The organism is Microbacterium sp. NPDC057741 (assembly GCF_042798735.1).
Taxonomy (GTDB): Bacteria; Actinomycetota; Actinomycetes; order Actinomycetales; family Microbacteriaceae; genus Microbacterium.
On sequence record NZ_JBHVJW010000005.1, the window covers coordinates 232,771 to 249,312 of the forward strand.

The window sequence follows — 16,542 nt, forward strand, 5'->3', positions numbered from 1 at the left end:
GAACGAGCGAGACGAAGGACGTTCCTGTGCTCGATGACATCGATGCGCGGCCCGGCAGCACCACCTCGCTGCTGCGCACGACGATCGGACTGTACCTGCGCCGGCTGGACGGCGAGATCACGTCGGCCGCGCTGGTGCGGGTGGCCGGCGATCTCGGCATCCTCCCGGCTCCCGCTCGCACAGCGATCGCTCGCCTCAAGCAGAAGGGGCTGCTGCTGTCGCAGTCCGGCGGGTACGCCCTGAATCCCGCGGCGATCCGGATGCTCGAACGCGGCGACCGCCGCATCTTCGAGGTGCGCCGGATGCAGGCCGGAGCCCCATGGTGCCTGATCTCGGCGACCATCCCCGAGGCCCGGCGAGACCTGCGACACCAGCTGCGCCGGCGGTTGCAGTTCATCGGCGCGGGATCGGTCGCGCCGGGGCTGTGGATCGTCCCCTGGTATCTCGACGACGAGGTCGGCCAGCTGCTCGACGAGCTGGGTGCGCGGGAGTTCGCAACGCGCTTCCGCGCCGACGATCCTCGTCCGGCTGCGCCGCTGCCCGAGGCCGTCGCCGGATGGTGGGACCTCGACTCTCTCCGCGCCGAGCACCTGCGATTCCAGGCATCCGTCGACGCGCTGCCGGACGAGCCCTTCGCCGCCTATGTGCGACTGATCGACAGTTGGCGCGTGCTGCCGTACGTCGATCCGGGCCTGCCCGCCGAGCTGCTGCCGGCGGACTGGCCCGGCGAGCGCGGCTTCGCCGCCTTCGCCGACCTGTCCGCCCGCCTCGCCGCACCGGCGTGGCAGCACGTCCGCGCCGTGACCGCCTGAGACGAGTCTCCCCTCACGATGACCAGCTTTCGTCCACTGTCCATCGACCCCGAGAATCGCCGGGTCGGTCTGCACGGGCGATGGGTACGCTCGCTGCCACGCCCCGCTCTCGAGGTGCAGAATGAGACGTATGTCCATGTCCCCTGAGCTCATCGCGACCCTCTCGGTCGGCGTGACCATGGTGATCGGCATGTTCAGCGGCTTCGCCTGCATGATCCAGCGCATCGATCGTGGCGACGATCGGCTCGGGGCCTCGATCAACGCGCGCATCGACAGACTCGACGACCGAGTCGACAAGCTCGACAACCGGATCGACAAACTCGACAACCGGATCGACAAGCTCGACAACCGGATCGACAAGCTCGGCAACCGGATCGATGGCCTGACCCAGGAGCTCACCGAAGTCAAGATCACGATCGCACGGCTCGAGGGACCCCCGCCCCGGCTGGCGTTCACGCGCTGAGCCGGGACAGAGGCGCCTCGATTCAGCCGAGCTCGGCGATGAATGCGGCGACGTGCTCGCGCAGGCGCAGCATCCGCAGGTCGCGGGCGAGCTCGCGGTCGTAGCCCTCGTAGGCAAGCGGCGGCAGCCTGCGCACGTTCGCCGAGCAGCCGAAGTTCTCGCAGACCAGGGTGCCGATCGTGTTGCCGTTACGACCAGCCGCGCCGGCCTTGCGCGCCGAGAAGAACTGCACGTCGTTGCGGAGCGTCACGTCGTCGCACCAGGAGCACTGGGCGCGGCGCACGACCCGGTGCTCGGCGCGCTGCAGCAGCACGCCGATCGGGCGCTTGTCGATCTCGGCGACGATGTACGCCCGTTTGGGCATCTTCGGATCGAACCAGCCCAGGAAGTCCAGACCGGCGAAGTCGATCTCGTCGAAGTCGGCGGGCAGGGTGAGCGATGAGGCCTCTTTGCGGGAGGCGTTGAGGAAGGAGGCGCGGATGGCGCGCTCGTCGAGGGGAAGCATGAAGGTGCCTTCTATGAGATGAGGTGAATGGGTGCGATGGAGCACCGGTGACGGGAGTTCCGCCGCCGGCTGATCGTCAGCCTCTGCCGCCGGCGCGCGATGCGCCGACGACCACCTTCAAGAAATGCACCCGGAGAGTCTACGCCTCCCCACTAGGGTGAACGCATGACGCCGTCTGCTGGAACCGGGATGCCGCTGCGCGATTACCGCGTGCATCGCTATGTCAACGCGTTCTGTCCGCGGTGTCATGAGGAGAAGCCCGACCAGCCGCTGTCCGAGGTGCGCCGGCTTTCGGGCTGGCTGGCCGACCGCGACGGCACCGTGTGGCTCGAGCGCGGATGCCCCGAGCACGGCCTGATCTCGACGATGTACGACGAGAACGCCGAGATCCTCCGGTATCTCGAGCAGTGGACCGCGCCGACGAAGGTGCACACCCCCGACACCGCCGGCAACTTCAAGCCGGTGCCGCAGGCGTATGAGGACGGCCTGCCCGAGATGCAGACGCAGCACACCTGCATCCTGCTCGAGGACATCACCGACCACTGCAATCTGAAGTGCCCCACCTGCTTCGCCGAGTCGAGCCCTGCGATGGCCGCCGTCGCACCGCTGGCAGAGGTGCTGGCATCCGTGGATGCGAAGCTCAGCCGCGAGAACGACCGTATCGACGTGCTCATGCTGTCCGGCGGGGAGCCGACGCTGTATCCGTGGCTCGAGCAGCTCATCGAGCATCTGGTCGCCCGGCCGATCGTGCGCATCCTGCTGAACTCGAACGGCCTGCGCATCGCGAACGACGACGAGTTCGTCGGGTTCTTGAAGAAGCATCGCGAGCGCGTCGAGGTGTACCTGCAGTACGACGGCGAGGAGGCGGACTCGGTCGCCTTCCACCGCGGTGCCGACATCCGCCGCTTCAAGGAGCGGGCGCTCGAGCGCCTCGCGGATGCCGGGGTCTTCACCACGCTCACGATGACGGCGACCCTCGGCGTGAACGACCACGAGATCGGCGCGGTGATCCGCCGGGCGCAGGCCACGCCGTACGTCGGCGGGGTGACGATCCAGCCCGTGTTCGGATCGGGACGCTCGGCCGGCATCGATCCGGACGACCGGCTCACGCACACCGGGGTGCTCGCGCGCCTCGGCCCGCAGACCGACGGCGACATCACCTGGCAGGACCTCACGGCGCTGCCGTGCAGCCATCCGCACTGCTGCTCGGTCGGCTACTTCCTCAAGGACGACTCGGACGAGTGGAAGTCGCTGGTCGCCCTGATCGGCCACGAGCGGCTCAAGGAGTTCCTCGACCTGAACCCCGACCTGCTAGCGAACCGCATCGCGGATTCGAACGTGAACAAGGCGATCCGCGACGTGGTGAAGAGCTCGCTGCTCGATCTGCTCAGCGAGCAGTCGTCGCTCTCGCATCCGTCGATGGGCGACATCTGGCGCGACATCTGTGTGAACTGCGACCTGGGCATCGGCACGCTCGCGACACTCGCTGCTTCGCGGCTGCCAGGGCAGCACGGCCGCATGCGTGCGATGCTCGCCGAGCGAGTGCTGCGCATCACCGTCAAGCCGTTCATGGACATCAACACGATGATCGAGGAGCGGCTCACGCAGTGCTGCGTGCACGTGGCGACCGTGAACGAGCAGACGAACGCGCACCAGTGCGCGCCGTTCTGCGCGCTGCAGGCCTGGGCGCCGCTGAGCCGTACCCGCATCTCGACGGCGACAGGCCGTCCCGCCGAGTCGACGACCGACGTACGTCCGACCGGCGGGCGCACCCGATTGCCGGTCCTCGGACGCTGAGCGAGCGAAGCGAGACGAAGCGGATGACCCACGACTACAGCCACCTGAACCAGCGCGACCCGTCCGTGCCGGACGCGAAGCCGTTCGACCCGCTGCGGCTGTGCGTGTTCACGACGATCGCGCTGATCTCCTGCGTGCTCGGCCCGATCGCCGTGCTCGCCTTCGCGCTGATCGCGATCGCCGGGTACGCGAAGGCCCGCCGCGGCGGCCTGATGCGCTCGCGCTGCAAGCTCGGCGACACCCGGCTGGTGCTCGCGTACCTGTCGGTGATCGCCGTGGCCGCGGCCGTCGCGATCCCGTTCTGGGTGATGCTCTGGATGCGGATGCTGGGAGGCTGACGTGTTCCCGACCCTGCACGACATCGCACCGTGGCTGCCCCCGCTGGGCACCCACTCGGTGTTCGTCGCGCTGGGAATGCTCGCCGCCGGAGCGATCTTCCTGATCGAGCGGCGACGCCGTGGCATCACCGATCCTCGACTGGTCTACCTGGTGATGGGCGCGATGGTGGGCGCCGCGATCATGTCGCGCCTCGGCACCTGGGCGCAGCACCTCGACCCCTCGAAGAACCTCAGCCTGGGCGAGCAGCTGCTGCGCGGCAACGCCTCGGTGCTCTCGGCCATGGTCGGTGCCTGGCTGGGCGTGCACGTCGCGAAGAAGATCGTGAAGTACCCGGATCGCACCGGCGACCTGTTCGCCCCGGCCTTCGCGCTCGCGATGGTGATCGGACGGATCGGATGCCTGCTCACCGAGCGCCCCGGCACGCCGACCGGCGGCGACTGGGGCATCGTGCTCGATGCGGATGCCGCCGCACGAACCGGCTCGATCGCCGGCGTGCCGCTGCATCCGAGCTTCGTCTACGAGATCGTGTTCCAGGCTCTGGCGTTCGCGGTGCTGTGGTTCTGGCTGCGGCACCGCCCGATCGCCGCCGGCGAGACGCTGACGATCTACATCGCCGCCTATGCGGTGTTCCGGTTCTTCGTCGAGTTCGTCCGCGGAAACGACGTCGCCTGGATGGGGCTGACCCGGCCCCAGCTCTTCCTGCTGGTCACGATCCCGCTGCTCGCGGCGCGAATCGTCTGGATGCTGCGCAGCGGGCGCTTCCGCACCGCTGCGTCACCCTCTGAGGAGAGGACGGTGCCCGCATGAGCACGCCCGAGAACCCCACGCCCGATCCGGCCGCGCAACCACCCCAGCCGCCGCAGCCGCCCGCCTGGGAGGTGCAGCCGCCCGCCGGGCCCGCCCTGCCGCCGCCGGACCCGGCCCCACCGGCACAGCCGGACGCCCCGGCACCGCCGGCGCCCGATCCTGCGGCGTTCCCGCCGCCGTACGGTCAGCCCGCTCCCCCGTATCCGCAGCAGCCGTACCCGCAACCCGGATATCCGCCGCAGGCGCCCGAGGCGTACCCGGCGCAGGGCTACGCCGGCGGATATCCGCAACCCGGCCCGCCGCCGGCTCCGAGCAACACCGGCAAGATCGTCGGCATCACCTGTGGCTCGCTCGCCGCTCTGTTCTTCATCGCCGTCGCCGCAGGCTTCATCGTCATCATCGGCCCCTGCTTCGGTCTGTTCGGCGGGTATTGAGGGGGGGGGACGACGACGTGACCGACAAGCCCGGCGATCCGGACCAGCCCGACGAACCTGTCCCGCCGCCTACCGCGCCCGGCCCGGAACAGGCTCGTCCTCCGGAGACGCTCCGCCCCCTGGGCTGGGCCGGCGGCGCTCCGCCGCCCACCGGCGATCCCATGAGCCCAACGGAGAAGTCCGCCCCCGGCATCGGTGCCGGCGCCGGGATCGGATGCGGGCTTCACGTGATCGCCTTCGTGATCTGGCTCGCCCTCATCTCTGTGATCGCCTCCGGCGAGGCTTCGATCCTCACGTCGACCATCCCAGGCAGACTGGCACCGTTCCTCGTCGTCGCGGCGATCTCGCTCGGGCTGCTGATCCCCGCACGGACACGGCGGATGGGCGCCGGCATGACGATCGTCGCAGCGGCCTCCTGGCTCATCGTGATCGGCCCGTGCCTCGGGTTCCTCGGCTGAGGACAGCGAATGACGGGCGACGAGCACATGCCTTCGGAAGCACCAGCACGCCGGCATTCCGCCCTCCAGTTCTGGGCAGGCATCGCGATCGGCGTGCTGCTCCACCTCCCCGCCCTGATCTACGTGATGCGCGCCCCGAACGCCATGACCGCTGAGGGTCTCGGTTGGTCGCTGCTGCCGACAGCTGTCGCGGCAGCACTCGGCATCACGCTGCTGTTCTTCCGGGGGAAGCGGCCCGTCGGAGCCGGCGTGGTCACCGCGGCATCCGTGCTCTGGCTGATCTTCCTCGGGCCGTGCGTGGGCCTGCTGTTCATGTTCGGTACGTTCGACTGAATTGTTGCGCTCCGTTTCGCCCCTGATCGCGCGTTCCAGGAAGCGGACGTACTCTCGGTGAAACCGATCGTCAGGAGATCCACCGTGACCAGCCAGCACACCCGCCTTTCGCCCCTCGAGGTGCGTGAGCGTGCGGCGTGCATGTGCGACCACGGATTCGCCTGCTCCTCCTTCGCCCCAGGGCACGCTCTGCACCTGATCCAGGCCCGCATGGCGTCGGCGACGCCGCTGGGCTGGACGGACGCGATCGTGGTGGAGGCCGACCCGGCCTCCGGCATCCTGTCACTGCGGACGCTCGAGGGCGACCTGCATGTGATCTGGAACAGCGGCGGAGCCGCGCTCGAAGCACCGGCAGGCAGCCCGGTCGCACTGCATCGCGACTACGGCGTGCTGGCGTACGGCCGCGTACAGTTCAACGTCGCCGCCGTCTGATTCTCAGGCTCCGAACGGCCGCCCGTCCACGCGGGCCGCTTCGTATTCGACGTCGACGGTGCTGAGCACCTGCGCGAAGACGTCGGCGTGATCGACGCCGACGCCGGATGCCGCGGTGATGCCGGGGCCCTCCGCGCCGATCCACGCCGTCCGCTCGGCATCGGTGTCACCACCGTGGTGCCCCTCGTCGAGGTGCCCGTGGTCGGTGAGCACGATGATCGTCCAGTCCTCGTCGGCGCGCCCGGGACGGGCGTCGATCGCCGCGCGCAGCACGCCCAGCTGACGGTCGCAGGTCTCGATCGCGGCGCGGTAGCGCGGCGTCACACCCTCGGCGTGCCCCACGGCATCCGGCAGCACGAAGTACGCGAAGACGATGGTGTGATCGGCGGCGAGCAGCTCCTGAGCCGCCCGCCCGCACACCGCCTCGTCGATCGCGGCGATGCCTTCCAGCGACTCCAGCTGCCCCACGGGCGGACGGTAGCCGCCGGCGAAGAGCGGCCCGCCGGACATCCTCGTGAACAGCGGTGCCCACTCCCCCGCGGCGAACACGGTGGCGCCAGGGCGCGCGCTCCGGAACACCGTGAAGAAGTCGGGATGCTCGGCGAAGCGATTCGGGGCGAAGTCGTTGTCGATCACACCGTGCCGGTCGCTGTGCACGCCGGTCGCCATGGTCGACCACACCGGCCCCGAGATCGTCGGATCCTTCTCGTTCACCCGCACCGCGCGCACGAACCCCCGAGCCCCGAGCGCATCGAGATGGGGAGTTGCGGCCCGTCGCCGTTCGTCGTCGCGAACCCCGTCCCAGCCGACGACGAGCACGCGCGAGGTGCGCGGCCCGGTGGATGCGCTCATGCGGCCGGCTCGACCGGATGCTGCTGGATCCCGGCTCCGGCCGGTCCCTGACGGATGCCCAGCCGTTCGAGCACGGCTGCGGCGGCTGCCGCCCTGGCCTCGAACTCGGGCCACGATGACGACGACACCGACCAGGCCTTCTCCGCGACTGCGAGCAGACGCGGGAACAGCATGCCCTCGATGTCCTGCTCGGTGATCACGGTCTCGGTCCAGAGCGGCGCCTCGACGCCGAGGATCGCCTCGGCGGGGACGCCGTCCAGCACATCGGCCGGGTCCCAGGAGTAGGCCTGCTCGAGAGAGATCGCCGGCGCGGACCAGGTCAGGCCGACCGGGTGCTCGGCCGTGGGCTTCATGTCGAGATAGACCAGGTCCGAGGGCGACAGGATCACGCCTCCGAGTGCACCGAAGGTGCGCGCGTTGCGCTGCGACTCGGGCTCGACGCTGCGCCCCCAGTACTGGCCGACCGTGCCGGGCTCGAGGTCTTCGCCCTTGCCGGCCTCATGCCAGGCGATCGGCGTCTTGCCCTGCGCGGCGACCGCCCGAGTGGCACGCGCGAGGAAAGCGACGAACTGCGCCGCATCGGTCGCGAACGCCTCGTCCCCTCCGACGTGCACGTACTCGCCCGGCGTCTCCGCGGCGACCCGCGCGATCACCGTCTCGACGAAGCGATCGGTCTCCGCGGCGGTGAGGTCCAGCGTCGAGAACCCGACCTCCGTGCCCGTGTACGGCTCGGGGACGACGCCCGCCGGCGCGAGATCCGGGTATGCCACGAGTGCGGCGTTCGTGTGACCGGGCAGGTCGATCTCCGGCACGATCACGACGTGGTGCCGCTGGGCGTGGGCGACGATGCGGCGGTAGTCCTCGATCGTGAACGCCCCACCCGCTCCGCCGCCGACCTGGGTCGCCGCGCCGGAGCGCGTGAGTTCGGGCAGCTCGGGGATCTCGATCCGCCAGCCCTGGTCGTCGGTGAGGTGCAGGTGCAGCCGGTTGAACTTCAGCGCGGCGATGCGCTCGATGAGCCGCAGCACGACGTCGGCGTCGAAGAAGTGTCGTGAGACGTCGAGCATCACGCCGCGGTACCCGTACCGCGGCGCGTCCTCGACGCGGAGCGCGGGGATCTCTCCGCCGCCCGCGTGCACGAGCAGCTGGAACAGGGTCTGCAGACCGTTGTGCGCACCCTCCGCGTCGCCGGCGGTGATGACGATGCCGGCATCCACCGTCAGCGTGTACCCGCCGGCGGCCGGCCTGTCGGCGATGTCGATGACGACGTCTCCGGCGCGCGCCCCGCCCTCCGCGGCCCCGAGGTCCAGGCCTGTCGCGGCACGGATCACGCTCCGTGCCGAGTCACGGGACTCCGCGGAGAAGGCGATGATCCGCGACCGCGCGGTCAAGGCGGTCGCAGCGCCGTCGGTGCTGTCGATCATCGTCGGTGCAGGGATCAGGCCGGGGAGGGTGTCGGGCATTCTGTCATCTCTCTTCGTCGTGAGGTCTTGTCGGAGGGAGGGGCCGTCAGCCCTTGACCGCGCCGGCCGTCATGCCGGTCACCAGCTTGCGCTGGACGATCAGGAAGAACACGATCACGGGCACCGAGAACACCAGCGACGCGGCCATCTGCGAACCGTAGTCGGTGCCGGTCAACGGCGAGCTGAATGACGCCAGCCACACCGGCAGCGTGTACATCGACTGGTCCTTCATGAACGTGTACGCGTAGATGTAGTCGTTCCAAGCGGCCGAGAACGCGAAGACGCTGCTCGCGATCAGGCCTGGCACCATCAGCGGGAAGAGCACCGACCAGAGGATGCGCCAGGTCGAGGCGCCGTCCATCTGCGCGGCCTCCTCGAGCTCGACGGGGATGTTCATGAAGAAGCCGCGCAGCACCCAGATCGAGAACGGCAGCGCTGTGGCGATGTACGCGAGGATCAGCCCGCCGTACGTGCCGACCAGCCCCAGGTCGTTGTAGATGAGGAACGTCGGGATCAGCAGCGCGGTCGAGGGCAGCATCTGCACGACGAGGATCGCGACCATCATCCCGCGGCGCCCGCGGAACCGGAATCGGGTCAGAGCGGCCGCTGCGAAGAACGCGATCAGCACGGAGAAGAACACCGCGGCGACCACCACGATCACGCTGTTGCGCAGGTTCACGAGGAACGTGGTACCGACGAGCGCGGTCACGAAGTTCTGCAGGTCGATCGAGGTGGGCAGGAACACCGGAGGGGTGGTCATCACCTCGGAGCGCGGCTTGATCGCGGTGATGACCATCCAGTACACCGGGAAGGCCCAGACGACGGCGAAGATCCCGCCGACGATGTTGATGCCCCACCGCACCTTGCGGCGGCGACGCGGTCGCGAGACGGTGTGGTCGGTCACAGGTCCTCCCCGGAGCGGATCAGGTTGCGGATGTAGAGGGCGCTGAACAGCATCAGCAGCACGGATGTCACTATCGCCGCGGCCGAGCCGCGGCCGATGTCCATGCCGACGAACGCCATCTTGTAGGAGTAGATGCCGAGCGTGGTCGTCGCGCCATCGGGGCCGCCCTGCGAGACCAGCCAGATCTGGTTGAAGACGTTGAAGTCCCAGATGATCGAGAGCACGGTCATCAGCAGCAGAGTGGGCTTGAGGAACGGCACGACGACGTTCCAGTAGATGCGCCATTCGCCGGCACCGTCCAGGCGGGCGGCCTCGGCGTAGTCGGGCGACATCTGTGACTGCGCCGCGTAGAGCGTGACCGCGATGAAGGGCACGGCCTGCCAGACCACGAGCATCCAGATGCAGAAGAACGCGAGCGACGGATCCTGAGCCCAGTTGACGTTGGTCACGTCACCGAAGATCCGCAGCTTCGTGAGCAGCCAGTTGACCACTCCGTAGCCGGGCTGGAACAGCCACAGCCAGACCTGAGAGGAGGCCACGTTGGGCATCTCCCACGCCATGATCAGCACGATCGTGACGATGTAGCGCATGACTGTGCCGAGTCGGGTGAGCATGTTCGCCACGCCCATGCCGATCACGACGCTGCCTGCGACCATCGCCGCGGTGAACAGCAGCGTGCGCACCAGCGCCCACCAGAACTCCGGGTCGCTGAGGAGCCGGGTGTATTGGGCGAATCCGACCATGTCGAACTGGCCGGTGAACAGCGTGGACTGGTCGAAGTCGGTGAACGAGGTGAAGACCAGGAAGCCGATGGGCGTGGCGATCAGGGCGATCACCACGAGTCCGGCGGGTGTGAGCAGCCAGAACGGCGCCCCGCGCGACTTCATCCCGGTCGTCGCCTGCACACGCCGCGGGCGCTGTGGACGCCGCGGGCGCCGGGTGATCCCGGTGCCCGCGGCATCCACTGAGGATGCGGGTTGGGTCATGACGGTCATGCGGTCCCCTCGATCTCCGATTCCTCAGCCGTGCAGCGGTCTGTCACTTGCCGTTGAGCACCTGTTCGAGGCGCGCGTCGAACTGCTTCGACGCGTCCCCGATGCTCTTCGAGCCGACGGCGATGGTCTGGAAGAACTGCTCAGTGGCGTTCTCGCCCTCGAACGCTGCCCAGCGGGTCGCCGGGGGCGTGGAGCGCGAACGCAGAGCGGCGTCGAAGAAACCGGTCTGGATCTCGGGCAGGCCCTTCTCCTTGACGGCTTCGATGGCCTCTTGGCTGTTCGGGATCCACTTGTCCTTGCCGTAGATGAAGTCGACCGCGATGTCCTTGCTCGTCGCGATCTTGATCCACTCGCGAGCGAGCTCCTGGTTCTTGCTCTTCGACGCGATCGACCAGTCGCTGCCGCCCAGCAGCACCGGCTGGTTCTCGCCGGAGGCGCCCGGCATGGCGAAGGTGCCGACGTTGTCGGCGTTCAGTTCGGGGTTGATCTTCTCGATCGGCGTCAAGGCGGCGCCGATGCCGATGATCGCCGCGGCGTGGCCGTCCGCGAAGATCTGGTTCTGCTCTGGCTTGTCCGTCGCGAGGGTGCGGGAGCCCTTCGCCGAGTAGGTGTTCTGGAAGTCCTGGAACTCCTTCAGACCCGCCTGACTCGTCGGGCTGGACGTTTCGCCCTTCCAGGCGCCTTCCTTTCCTGTCGCGATCTCGCCACCGGCATCCCAGATGAACTGGTAGCCGACGAAGTCGGACTGTCCGGGCAGGTACAGCGGCGAGAAGTTCGGGTCGGGGTTCTTCGCGCGCAGCGCGTCGAGGTCCTTCTTCAGCTCATCGTAGGTGGTGGGCGCTGCCGTGATGCCGGCCTCCGCCCACATCTTCTTGTTGTAGATCACCGCGCGGGCGCCGGCGTACGCCGGGACGCCGTAGAGCTTGCCGTCGATGGTGGCGGGCTCTTCGAGACCCGCCAGCCAGGTCTGGCCCTGGCGCAGGTCGTCGGAGTACTCACTGAGGTCGACGATCGCGCCGCTCGCCGCGTAGGTCGGCACCAGCGTCGTGCCGATGTCGAGGGCATCCGGCGGCGTGCTGCCCGCCAGCGCCGTCGTGATCTTCGTCGTGATGTCGTCCCAGGTCTGCGCCTGCACGTCGACCTTCGCGCCGGTCTCCTTCTCGAACCTGTCGTTGATCGCCGCCAGGGTCTCGTCGGTGAACTCGCCCTGCATGACCCAGACCGTGATCTTGTCGCTGCCGGACCCCGACGACGAACCGCTGCCGCTGCCGCATGCGCTCAACGGAAGAAGCGCTGCCACCGCGATCGCCCCGATCGCCATTGCATACTTGCGTCGCACTCTGTCTCCTTTGCTCATCGTGCTCGCGGCACCTCGCCGCATCATCGACTGCGGTGTACGTTATCTTAACCGGTTCAGATGCGCCACTCGATGCAGCCGAACCACCACCGCTGACCTCTGAGGAGGAGGATTTCCGGTATGTCCACGACAGTTCCGCGCACGGTGCGGGTCGCGACGTTCAACATCCATCACGGAGCCGATCCTGCCGGCGTCGTGGACCTGGAGCGCACCGCACGGGCGATCGAAGAGCTCGACGCGGACGTCGTGCTGCTCCAGGAGGTCGACCGGAACTGGCAGCGCAGCGGCGGTGCGGATCAGGCGACCACCCTCGCCGAGCGTCTCGGCAGGCATCACGCCTTCGGCGCGGCGCTCGAGCTGCCCGCCGAGCAGCGCGGCACGGGCGCCAGGGAGTACGGGCAGCTGATCCTGTCCCGGCATCCGTTCTCCGCCGTGGGCCGGATGCCACTACCCAGCCAGGGGCGGAGCGAGCCGCGGATGCTGCTGCGCGCCGACATCGAGATCGACGGAACCGTCACGACCTTCGCCGTCGCGCACCTGGATGATGCGGATGCTGACACCCGGCTCCGCCAGGGCGAGGCAGTGCTCGACGAACTCGCCGACATCGAGGGAGTCGTGTTCGGCGGCGATCTGAACGAGGATGCCGATGGCCCCGCGCACCGGCTGCTGGCATCCGTCTGGACCGACGCCTGGCGAGCCGCCGGTGACGGACCGGGAACCACGTTCCTCGGCGATGACGCGGACCCCGAGCCCGCGCGGCTCGACCACCTGTTCTGCTCGGCAGCGCTGCGCTGCGCGGGGGCGCGGGTCGCCGTCAGAGCCGCCGGGGTCTCCGATCACCTTCCCCTCGTCGCGGAGTTCACGCGGTGATCACGCAGGGCGGCGCGTGCCGTATGGTGACTTCACAGTGAGTGCGCGACAGGGAGGCCGGATGGCGAAGCGGGTCACGATCGGGCAGCTCGCCGAGGAGCTCGGCCTGTCCAAGGCCGCAACCTCATATGCGCTGCGCGGCAGCGACCAGGTGAGCGCCGAGACCCAGCGACGCGCCAAGGAGCTCGCCGCCAAGCGCGGCTGGACCCCGAGCGCGGCGGCGCGAGCGCTGACTTCGCCGCTCGTCGGCGCGATCGGCGTGGTGATCCGGCGCGACCCCCGTCTGCTGGGCAACGAGCCCTTCTTCGTCGGCCTGATCGCCGGCATCGAGGAGGAGCTCGCCGACACCGACGATGTACTGGTGCTGCGCATGATCGGTGCGGACGGCGACCGCGAGGAGGAGATCTACCGCCGGTGGGGCGGCGAGCGCCGCGTGGACGGCGTGCTGCTCTTCGACGATCGCCTCGACGACCCGCGCCCCTCGCTGGTGCACGAGGCTGGCATGACCTCGGTCATGCTCACCAGCCGCGACCACGGAGACGGACAGGGCATCGTGCTGGACGACCCGCACGGCGACGCGCAGCTCATGCTGGACCACCTCGCCGCGCTGGGCCACCGCAGCGTGCTGCACCTGTCCGGGCCATCCGCCCTCGTGCACGAGACCGAACGACGCGCGGCGCTGAACCGCGTCGCGGCGGGGCACGGGATGTCGGTGACCTCGATGAGCACGGACTACGCGGCCGAGGAGGGCGAGGAGCTGCTCGCCCGGATGCTGCGTGAGAACCGGCCGCTCTCCGCGGTCGTCGCCTCGAACGACCTGCTGGCGGTGGGTGCAGCGAAGGCCCTCGAGGATGCCGGGCGCCACGACGTCGCGGTCGTCGCCTGGGATGACTCACTGCTGTGCAGCCTGCGCAGCCGCCCGCTCACCGCGCTCGCCCGCTTCCCCGAAGAGCGGGGACGACGCGGTACGAAACTGCTGCGCGAGATTCTGCGCGGTGGCGAGGGGCGCACCGTCGCCGCCGCGCCGAGCGAGCTGAGGGTGCGCGCCACGAGCACCCCCGCCCGCTGACCCCACCTCGTCAGGAACGAACGCGTTTCCGTCAGATGCTAGCCTGAACCGGTTCAGATCAACTTTCCGAACACCATCCACTGGAGGAACACGATGCGCCGCCCATCCCCGATGCTCACCACCGGCGAGCGCCCCGTCATCTGGCTGGGCGCGAACTTCTGGTCCAAGTCCGGCGGTCCGCGGATGTGGACGGCGTACGACGCCGACCTCGTGCGGGAGGAGCTGCGCGTGCTCGCCGAGCACGGTCTGAACATGACCAGGTCGTTCTTCTACTGGCCCGACTTCCAGCCCACGCCGTACACGCTGGACGAGGACTGCATCACCCGGTTCGCCGACTTCCTCGATGCGCACATCGAGGCGGGGATGACCACCGTGCCCACCTTCATCGTCGGGCACATGTCCGGCGAGAACTGGGATCCGGCCTGGCGCGAAGGCCGCGACCTGTACCGGGACTCCTGGTTCCTCGGTCGCCAGGCCTGGTACGTGCGCGAACTCACAGCGCGCTTCCACGCACATCCCGCGGTCACGGGCTGGCTGCTCAGCAACGAGGTGCCGATCTACGGCGGCGAAGCACCTCGCGAGGCGGTGCACGCCTGGGCCGACATCCTCATCGACGCGGTCCGTGCCGGCGGCGGCACCCAGCCCGTATCGGTCGGCGACGGCGCCTGGGGCATCGAGACCACCGGCAAGGACAACGGATTCGCGCTGGCCGATCTCGCGGAGCGCTCGGACTTCGTCGGCCCGCACGTGTACCGCATGGAGAACGACCAGATCCGGCAGAACCTCAAGTCGGCGTTCGTCACCGAGCTGTGCCACATCGGCGAGCGCCCCGTCGTCCTCGAGGAGTTCGGCGTCACCAGCGACTACGTCTCCCCCACCGGCGCAGCCGACTACTACCGCCAGCAGCTCTACAACACCCTGCTCGCCGGAGCCACGGGCTGGATCGCCTGGAACAACGCCGACTACGACGACCTGGCCACGCAGCGCCCCTATTCGCACCATCCCTTCGAGATGCACTTCGGCATCACCGATCGCACCGGCGCTCCGAAGCCTCCGCTGCTCGAGCTGCAGCGCTTCGCCGCCGACCTCGCCGCGATCGATGTCGCCGAAGTCGGCCGCGAAGACGCCGACGCCGCGATCGTGGTGCCCTCGCACCTGGCGGCGGACTATCCGTTCACCTACCTCGAGGAGCGGCAGACGATCGTCCGCACCACCGAGCAGGCGTACCTCGCCGCGCACGCCGCGCACCTTCCCGTCGCCCTGCTGCGCGAGCGCGAGGACGGCGGACTCGACGACGACGCGCGACTCTACCTGCTGCCTTCGATCAAGCAGCTCTGCGCGACCAGCTGGACGCAGCTCGGCGAACTGGCCGAAGGCGGCGCGACCGTCTACGCCTCGTACTGCGTCGGTGAGGCCGCCGAGCAGCGCGGGCCCTGGTGGGCGTACACCGAGGAGCTCTTCGGAGTGCGGCGCGAGAACGTCTACGGAATCGTCGAGCGCGTCTCGGACGAGGTCGTCGGCATCCGCTTCGTCGAGGACTTCGGCGGAATCGCCGCGGGCACCCGCCTCGAGGTGCGCGCGGGCGGCACCGAGCATTCCCGGGCCTACCTGCCCGTCACCCCGACCTCCGGCACCGTCGTCGCCATCGACGACCACGGCCGTCCCGCCCTCGTCGTGCAGGAGCGCGGCGCCGGCCGCCTCGTGCTCGGCACCTATCCGCTGGAGTACTTCGCCGCGGTGAACGCGCACGCCAACCCGGACGACACCTCGCGGCTGTATCGTGCGCTCGCCGACCTCGCCGGCATCCGTCCGGCCGTCGACCCGGGCGATCCGCGGGTCTTCGTCGACACGCTTCGTCACCGCGACGGCGGGCGGTTCGCCTTCTTCGTCAGCCAGCACGACACCGAGGTGTCGATCGAGCCGCGCTCGGAGCACCGGCTCGTCGCCCTCGACGGCGACGACGGTTCGCGGATCGACCTGCCGCCGTTCGGCGTCGCGATCCGGCGCATCATCACGGACTGACCGCGTGCGCCACCGGCCCTCTGGGCGATCAGGGGGCCGGTTCCGGCATCCGCCTCAGGATGCCGCCATCATCATCGAGTCGCGCATCGCCATGCACGCGTCCATGCAGGCCTTGCACGACTGAGCGCACATCCTGCAGACCTCGCTGTGGTTCGCGTGCTCCATGCACTTGTCCATGCAGTACTGACACATGGCGATGCAGGCGTCGAGCATCGCCATCATGACCGGCGACGTCATGCCCTGCATCCGCATCATGCCGCGCATCATGGTGTTGCACATGTCGGCGCAGTTCATGCAGGCCGGAGCACAGTCCATCATCTGCATCGAACAGACCGTGCACGCCTGCTCGCAGGCCGAGCATGCGTCCATACATGCCTGCATCACGGACATGTCCATCATCATGTCCATGTCGGCCATCTTCATGTCCTTGGACATCATGTCCATCATCATCGCGTCCATCTCGCCCGCACCCTTCTGCTCAGAATCGGCGGGCGACTCGTCCGCCTGACGCCAGGGTACGCCGACGGCTCGGCCACGTCGATGGTCGATTCCGGTCGATCCACGACGACGCTCCGGTCGCAATCGAGCACAGTCCTGAGCAGGAACACTGTGCCGGATTGCGACCGGAGC

General features: G+C 68.9%; 20 protein-coding genes. 13 read left to right on the plus strand and 7 right to left on the minus strand.

Features of this window, described 5'->3' with window-relative positions:
• Positions 1-26: 26 nt before the first annotated feature.
• Complete coding sequence (locus ACFVDO_RS16420; RefSeq protein WP_378856674.1) at positions 27-812, plus strand: PaaX family transcriptional regulator C-terminal domain-containing protein; 786 nt, start codon at positions 27-29, stop codon at positions 810-812.
• Positions 813-942: 130 nt separating this feature from the next.
• Positions 943-1,275, plus strand: a complete 333-nt coding sequence (locus tag ACFVDO_RS16425; RefSeq protein WP_378856676.1) for a coiled-coil domain-containing protein — start codon at positions 943-945, stop codon at positions 1,273-1,275.
• Between the two features lie 22 nt (positions 1,276-1,297).
• Here the strand turns inward: ACFVDO_RS16425 and ACFVDO_RS16430 are convergent, their stop codons facing one another.
• Entirely contained in the window at positions 1,298-1,780 is a 483-nt protein-coding gene (locus tag ACFVDO_RS16430) for an FBP domain-containing protein (protein ID WP_378856678.1), read from the minus strand.
• 165 nt (positions 1,781-1,945) lie between these two features.
• On the opposite strand from ACFVDO_RS16430, the gene ACFVDO_RS16435 reads away from it, so the two are divergent.
• The 7 genes from ACFVDO_RS16435 to ACFVDO_RS16465 all read left to right on the plus strand — a co-directional run bounded on the left by ACFVDO_RS16435 (position 1,946) and on the right by ACFVDO_RS16465 (position 6,380).
• Positions 1,946-3,577, plus strand: coding sequence for a radical SAM protein (locus ACFVDO_RS16435; RefSeq protein WP_378856680.1), 1,632 nt, complete (start codon positions 1,946-1,948; stop codon positions 3,575-3,577).
• A 23-nt stretch (positions 3,578-3,600) separates the two neighbouring features.
• The gene (locus tag ACFVDO_RS16440; protein ID WP_378856682.1) at positions 3,601-3,915 is read left to right on the plus strand and encodes a hypothetical protein; all 315 of its coding nucleotides are present in this window, start codon (positions 3,601-3,603) and stop codon (positions 3,913-3,915) included.
• 1 nt (position 3,916) lies between these two features.
• Positions 3,917-4,723 (plus strand): prolipoprotein diacylglyceryl transferase, encoded by an 807-nt coding sequence (locus ACFVDO_RS16445; protein WP_378856684.1) that lies wholly within the window; start codon positions 3,917-3,919, stop codon positions 4,721-4,723.
• Positions 4,720-5,157, plus strand: a complete 438-nt coding sequence (locus ACFVDO_RS16450; RefSeq protein WP_378856686.1) for a hypothetical protein — start codon at positions 4,720-4,722, stop codon at positions 5,155-5,157. Before ACFVDO_RS16445 ends, ACFVDO_RS16450 begins: the two co-directional genes overlap by 4 nt.
• 161 nt (positions 5,158-5,318) lie before the next feature.
• A complete protein-coding gene (locus ACFVDO_RS16455; protein ID WP_378856688.1) occupies positions 5,319-5,615 on the plus strand; it encodes a hypothetical protein in 297 nt (98 codons plus the stop codon).
• Positions 5,616-5,624: 9 nt separating this feature from the next.
• Positions 5,625-5,948: a hypothetical protein gene (locus ACFVDO_RS16460; RefSeq protein WP_378856690.1), complete on the plus strand. Its 324-nt coding sequence runs from the start codon at positions 5,625-5,627 to the stop codon at positions 5,946-5,948.
• 84 nt (positions 5,949-6,032) lie between these two features.
• Entirely contained in the window at positions 6,033-6,380 is a 348-nt protein-coding gene (locus tag ACFVDO_RS16465; RefSeq protein WP_378856692.1) for a hypothetical protein, read from the plus strand.
• Positions 6,381-6,383: 3 nt separating this feature from the next.
• Here ACFVDO_RS16465 and ACFVDO_RS16470 read toward each other — a convergent pair whose 3' ends face one another.
• Genes ACFVDO_RS16470 through ACFVDO_RS16490 form a run of 5 tightly spaced genes read right to left on the minus strand, consistent with a single transcriptional unit; the run spans position 6,384 to position 11,933 of the window.
• Entirely contained in the window at positions 6,384-7,232 is an 849-nt protein-coding gene (locus ACFVDO_RS16470; RefSeq protein WP_378856694.1) for an alkaline phosphatase family protein, read from the minus strand.
• A complete protein-coding gene (locus tag ACFVDO_RS16475; protein WP_378856696.1) occupies positions 7,229-8,695 on the minus strand; it encodes a family 20 glycosylhydrolase in 1,467 nt (488 codons plus the stop codon). Before ACFVDO_RS16475 ends, ACFVDO_RS16470 begins: the two co-directional genes overlap by 4 nt.
• A 46-nt stretch (positions 8,696-8,741) precedes the next feature.
• Entirely contained in the window at positions 8,742-9,599 is an 858-nt protein-coding gene (locus ACFVDO_RS16480) for a carbohydrate ABC transporter permease (RefSeq protein WP_378856698.1), read from the minus strand.
• A complete protein-coding gene (locus tag ACFVDO_RS16485; RefSeq protein ID WP_378856700.1) occupies positions 9,596-10,594 on the minus strand; it encodes a carbohydrate ABC transporter permease in 999 nt (332 codons plus the stop codon). The genes ACFVDO_RS16480 and ACFVDO_RS16485 overlap by 4 nt, the downstream gene beginning before the upstream one ends.
• Positions 10,595-10,637: 43 nt before the next feature.
• Positions 10,638-11,933 (minus strand): extracellular solute-binding protein, encoded by a 1,296-nt coding sequence (locus tag ACFVDO_RS16490; protein WP_378856702.1) that lies wholly within the window; start codon positions 11,931-11,933, stop codon positions 10,638-10,640.
• 138 nt (positions 11,934-12,071) lie between these two features.
• Between ACFVDO_RS16490 and ACFVDO_RS16495 the strand changes: the two genes are divergently transcribed.
• The 3 genes from ACFVDO_RS16495 (at position 12,072) to ACFVDO_RS16505 (ending at position 15,912) form a co-directional block, all read left to right on the plus strand.
• A complete protein-coding gene (locus ACFVDO_RS16495) occupies positions 12,072-12,821 on the plus strand; it encodes an endonuclease/exonuclease/phosphatase family protein (RefSeq protein ID WP_378856704.1) in 750 nt (249 codons plus the stop codon).
• A gap of 61 nt (positions 12,822-12,882) precedes the next feature.
• Positions 12,883-13,890, plus strand: a complete 1,008-nt coding sequence (locus ACFVDO_RS16500; protein WP_378856706.1) for a LacI family DNA-binding transcriptional regulator — start codon at positions 12,883-12,885, stop codon at positions 13,888-13,890.
• Between the two features lie 93 nt (positions 13,891-13,983).
• Complete coding sequence (locus ACFVDO_RS16505) at positions 13,984-15,912, plus strand: cellulase family glycosylhydrolase (protein WP_378856708.1); 1,929 nt, start codon at positions 13,984-13,986, stop codon at positions 15,910-15,912.
• A 54-nt stretch (positions 15,913-15,966) separates the two neighbouring features.
• On the opposite strand, the gene ACFVDO_RS16510 is transcribed toward ACFVDO_RS16505, so the two are convergent.
• On the minus strand, positions 15,967-16,149 hold the full coding sequence (locus tag ACFVDO_RS16510) for a hypothetical protein (protein WP_378856710.1): 183 nt from the start codon (positions 16,147-16,149) through the stop codon (positions 15,967-15,969).
• On the opposite strand from ACFVDO_RS16510, the gene ACFVDO_RS16515 reads away from it, so the two are divergent.
• On the plus strand, positions 16,133-16,420 hold the full coding sequence (locus tag ACFVDO_RS16515; RefSeq protein ID WP_378856712.1) for a hypothetical protein: 288 nt from the start codon (positions 16,133-16,135) through the stop codon (positions 16,418-16,420). The two genes, ACFVDO_RS16510 and ACFVDO_RS16515, sit on opposite strands and share 17 nt — an antisense overlap.
• Positions 16,421-16,542: the final 122 nt, after the last annotated feature.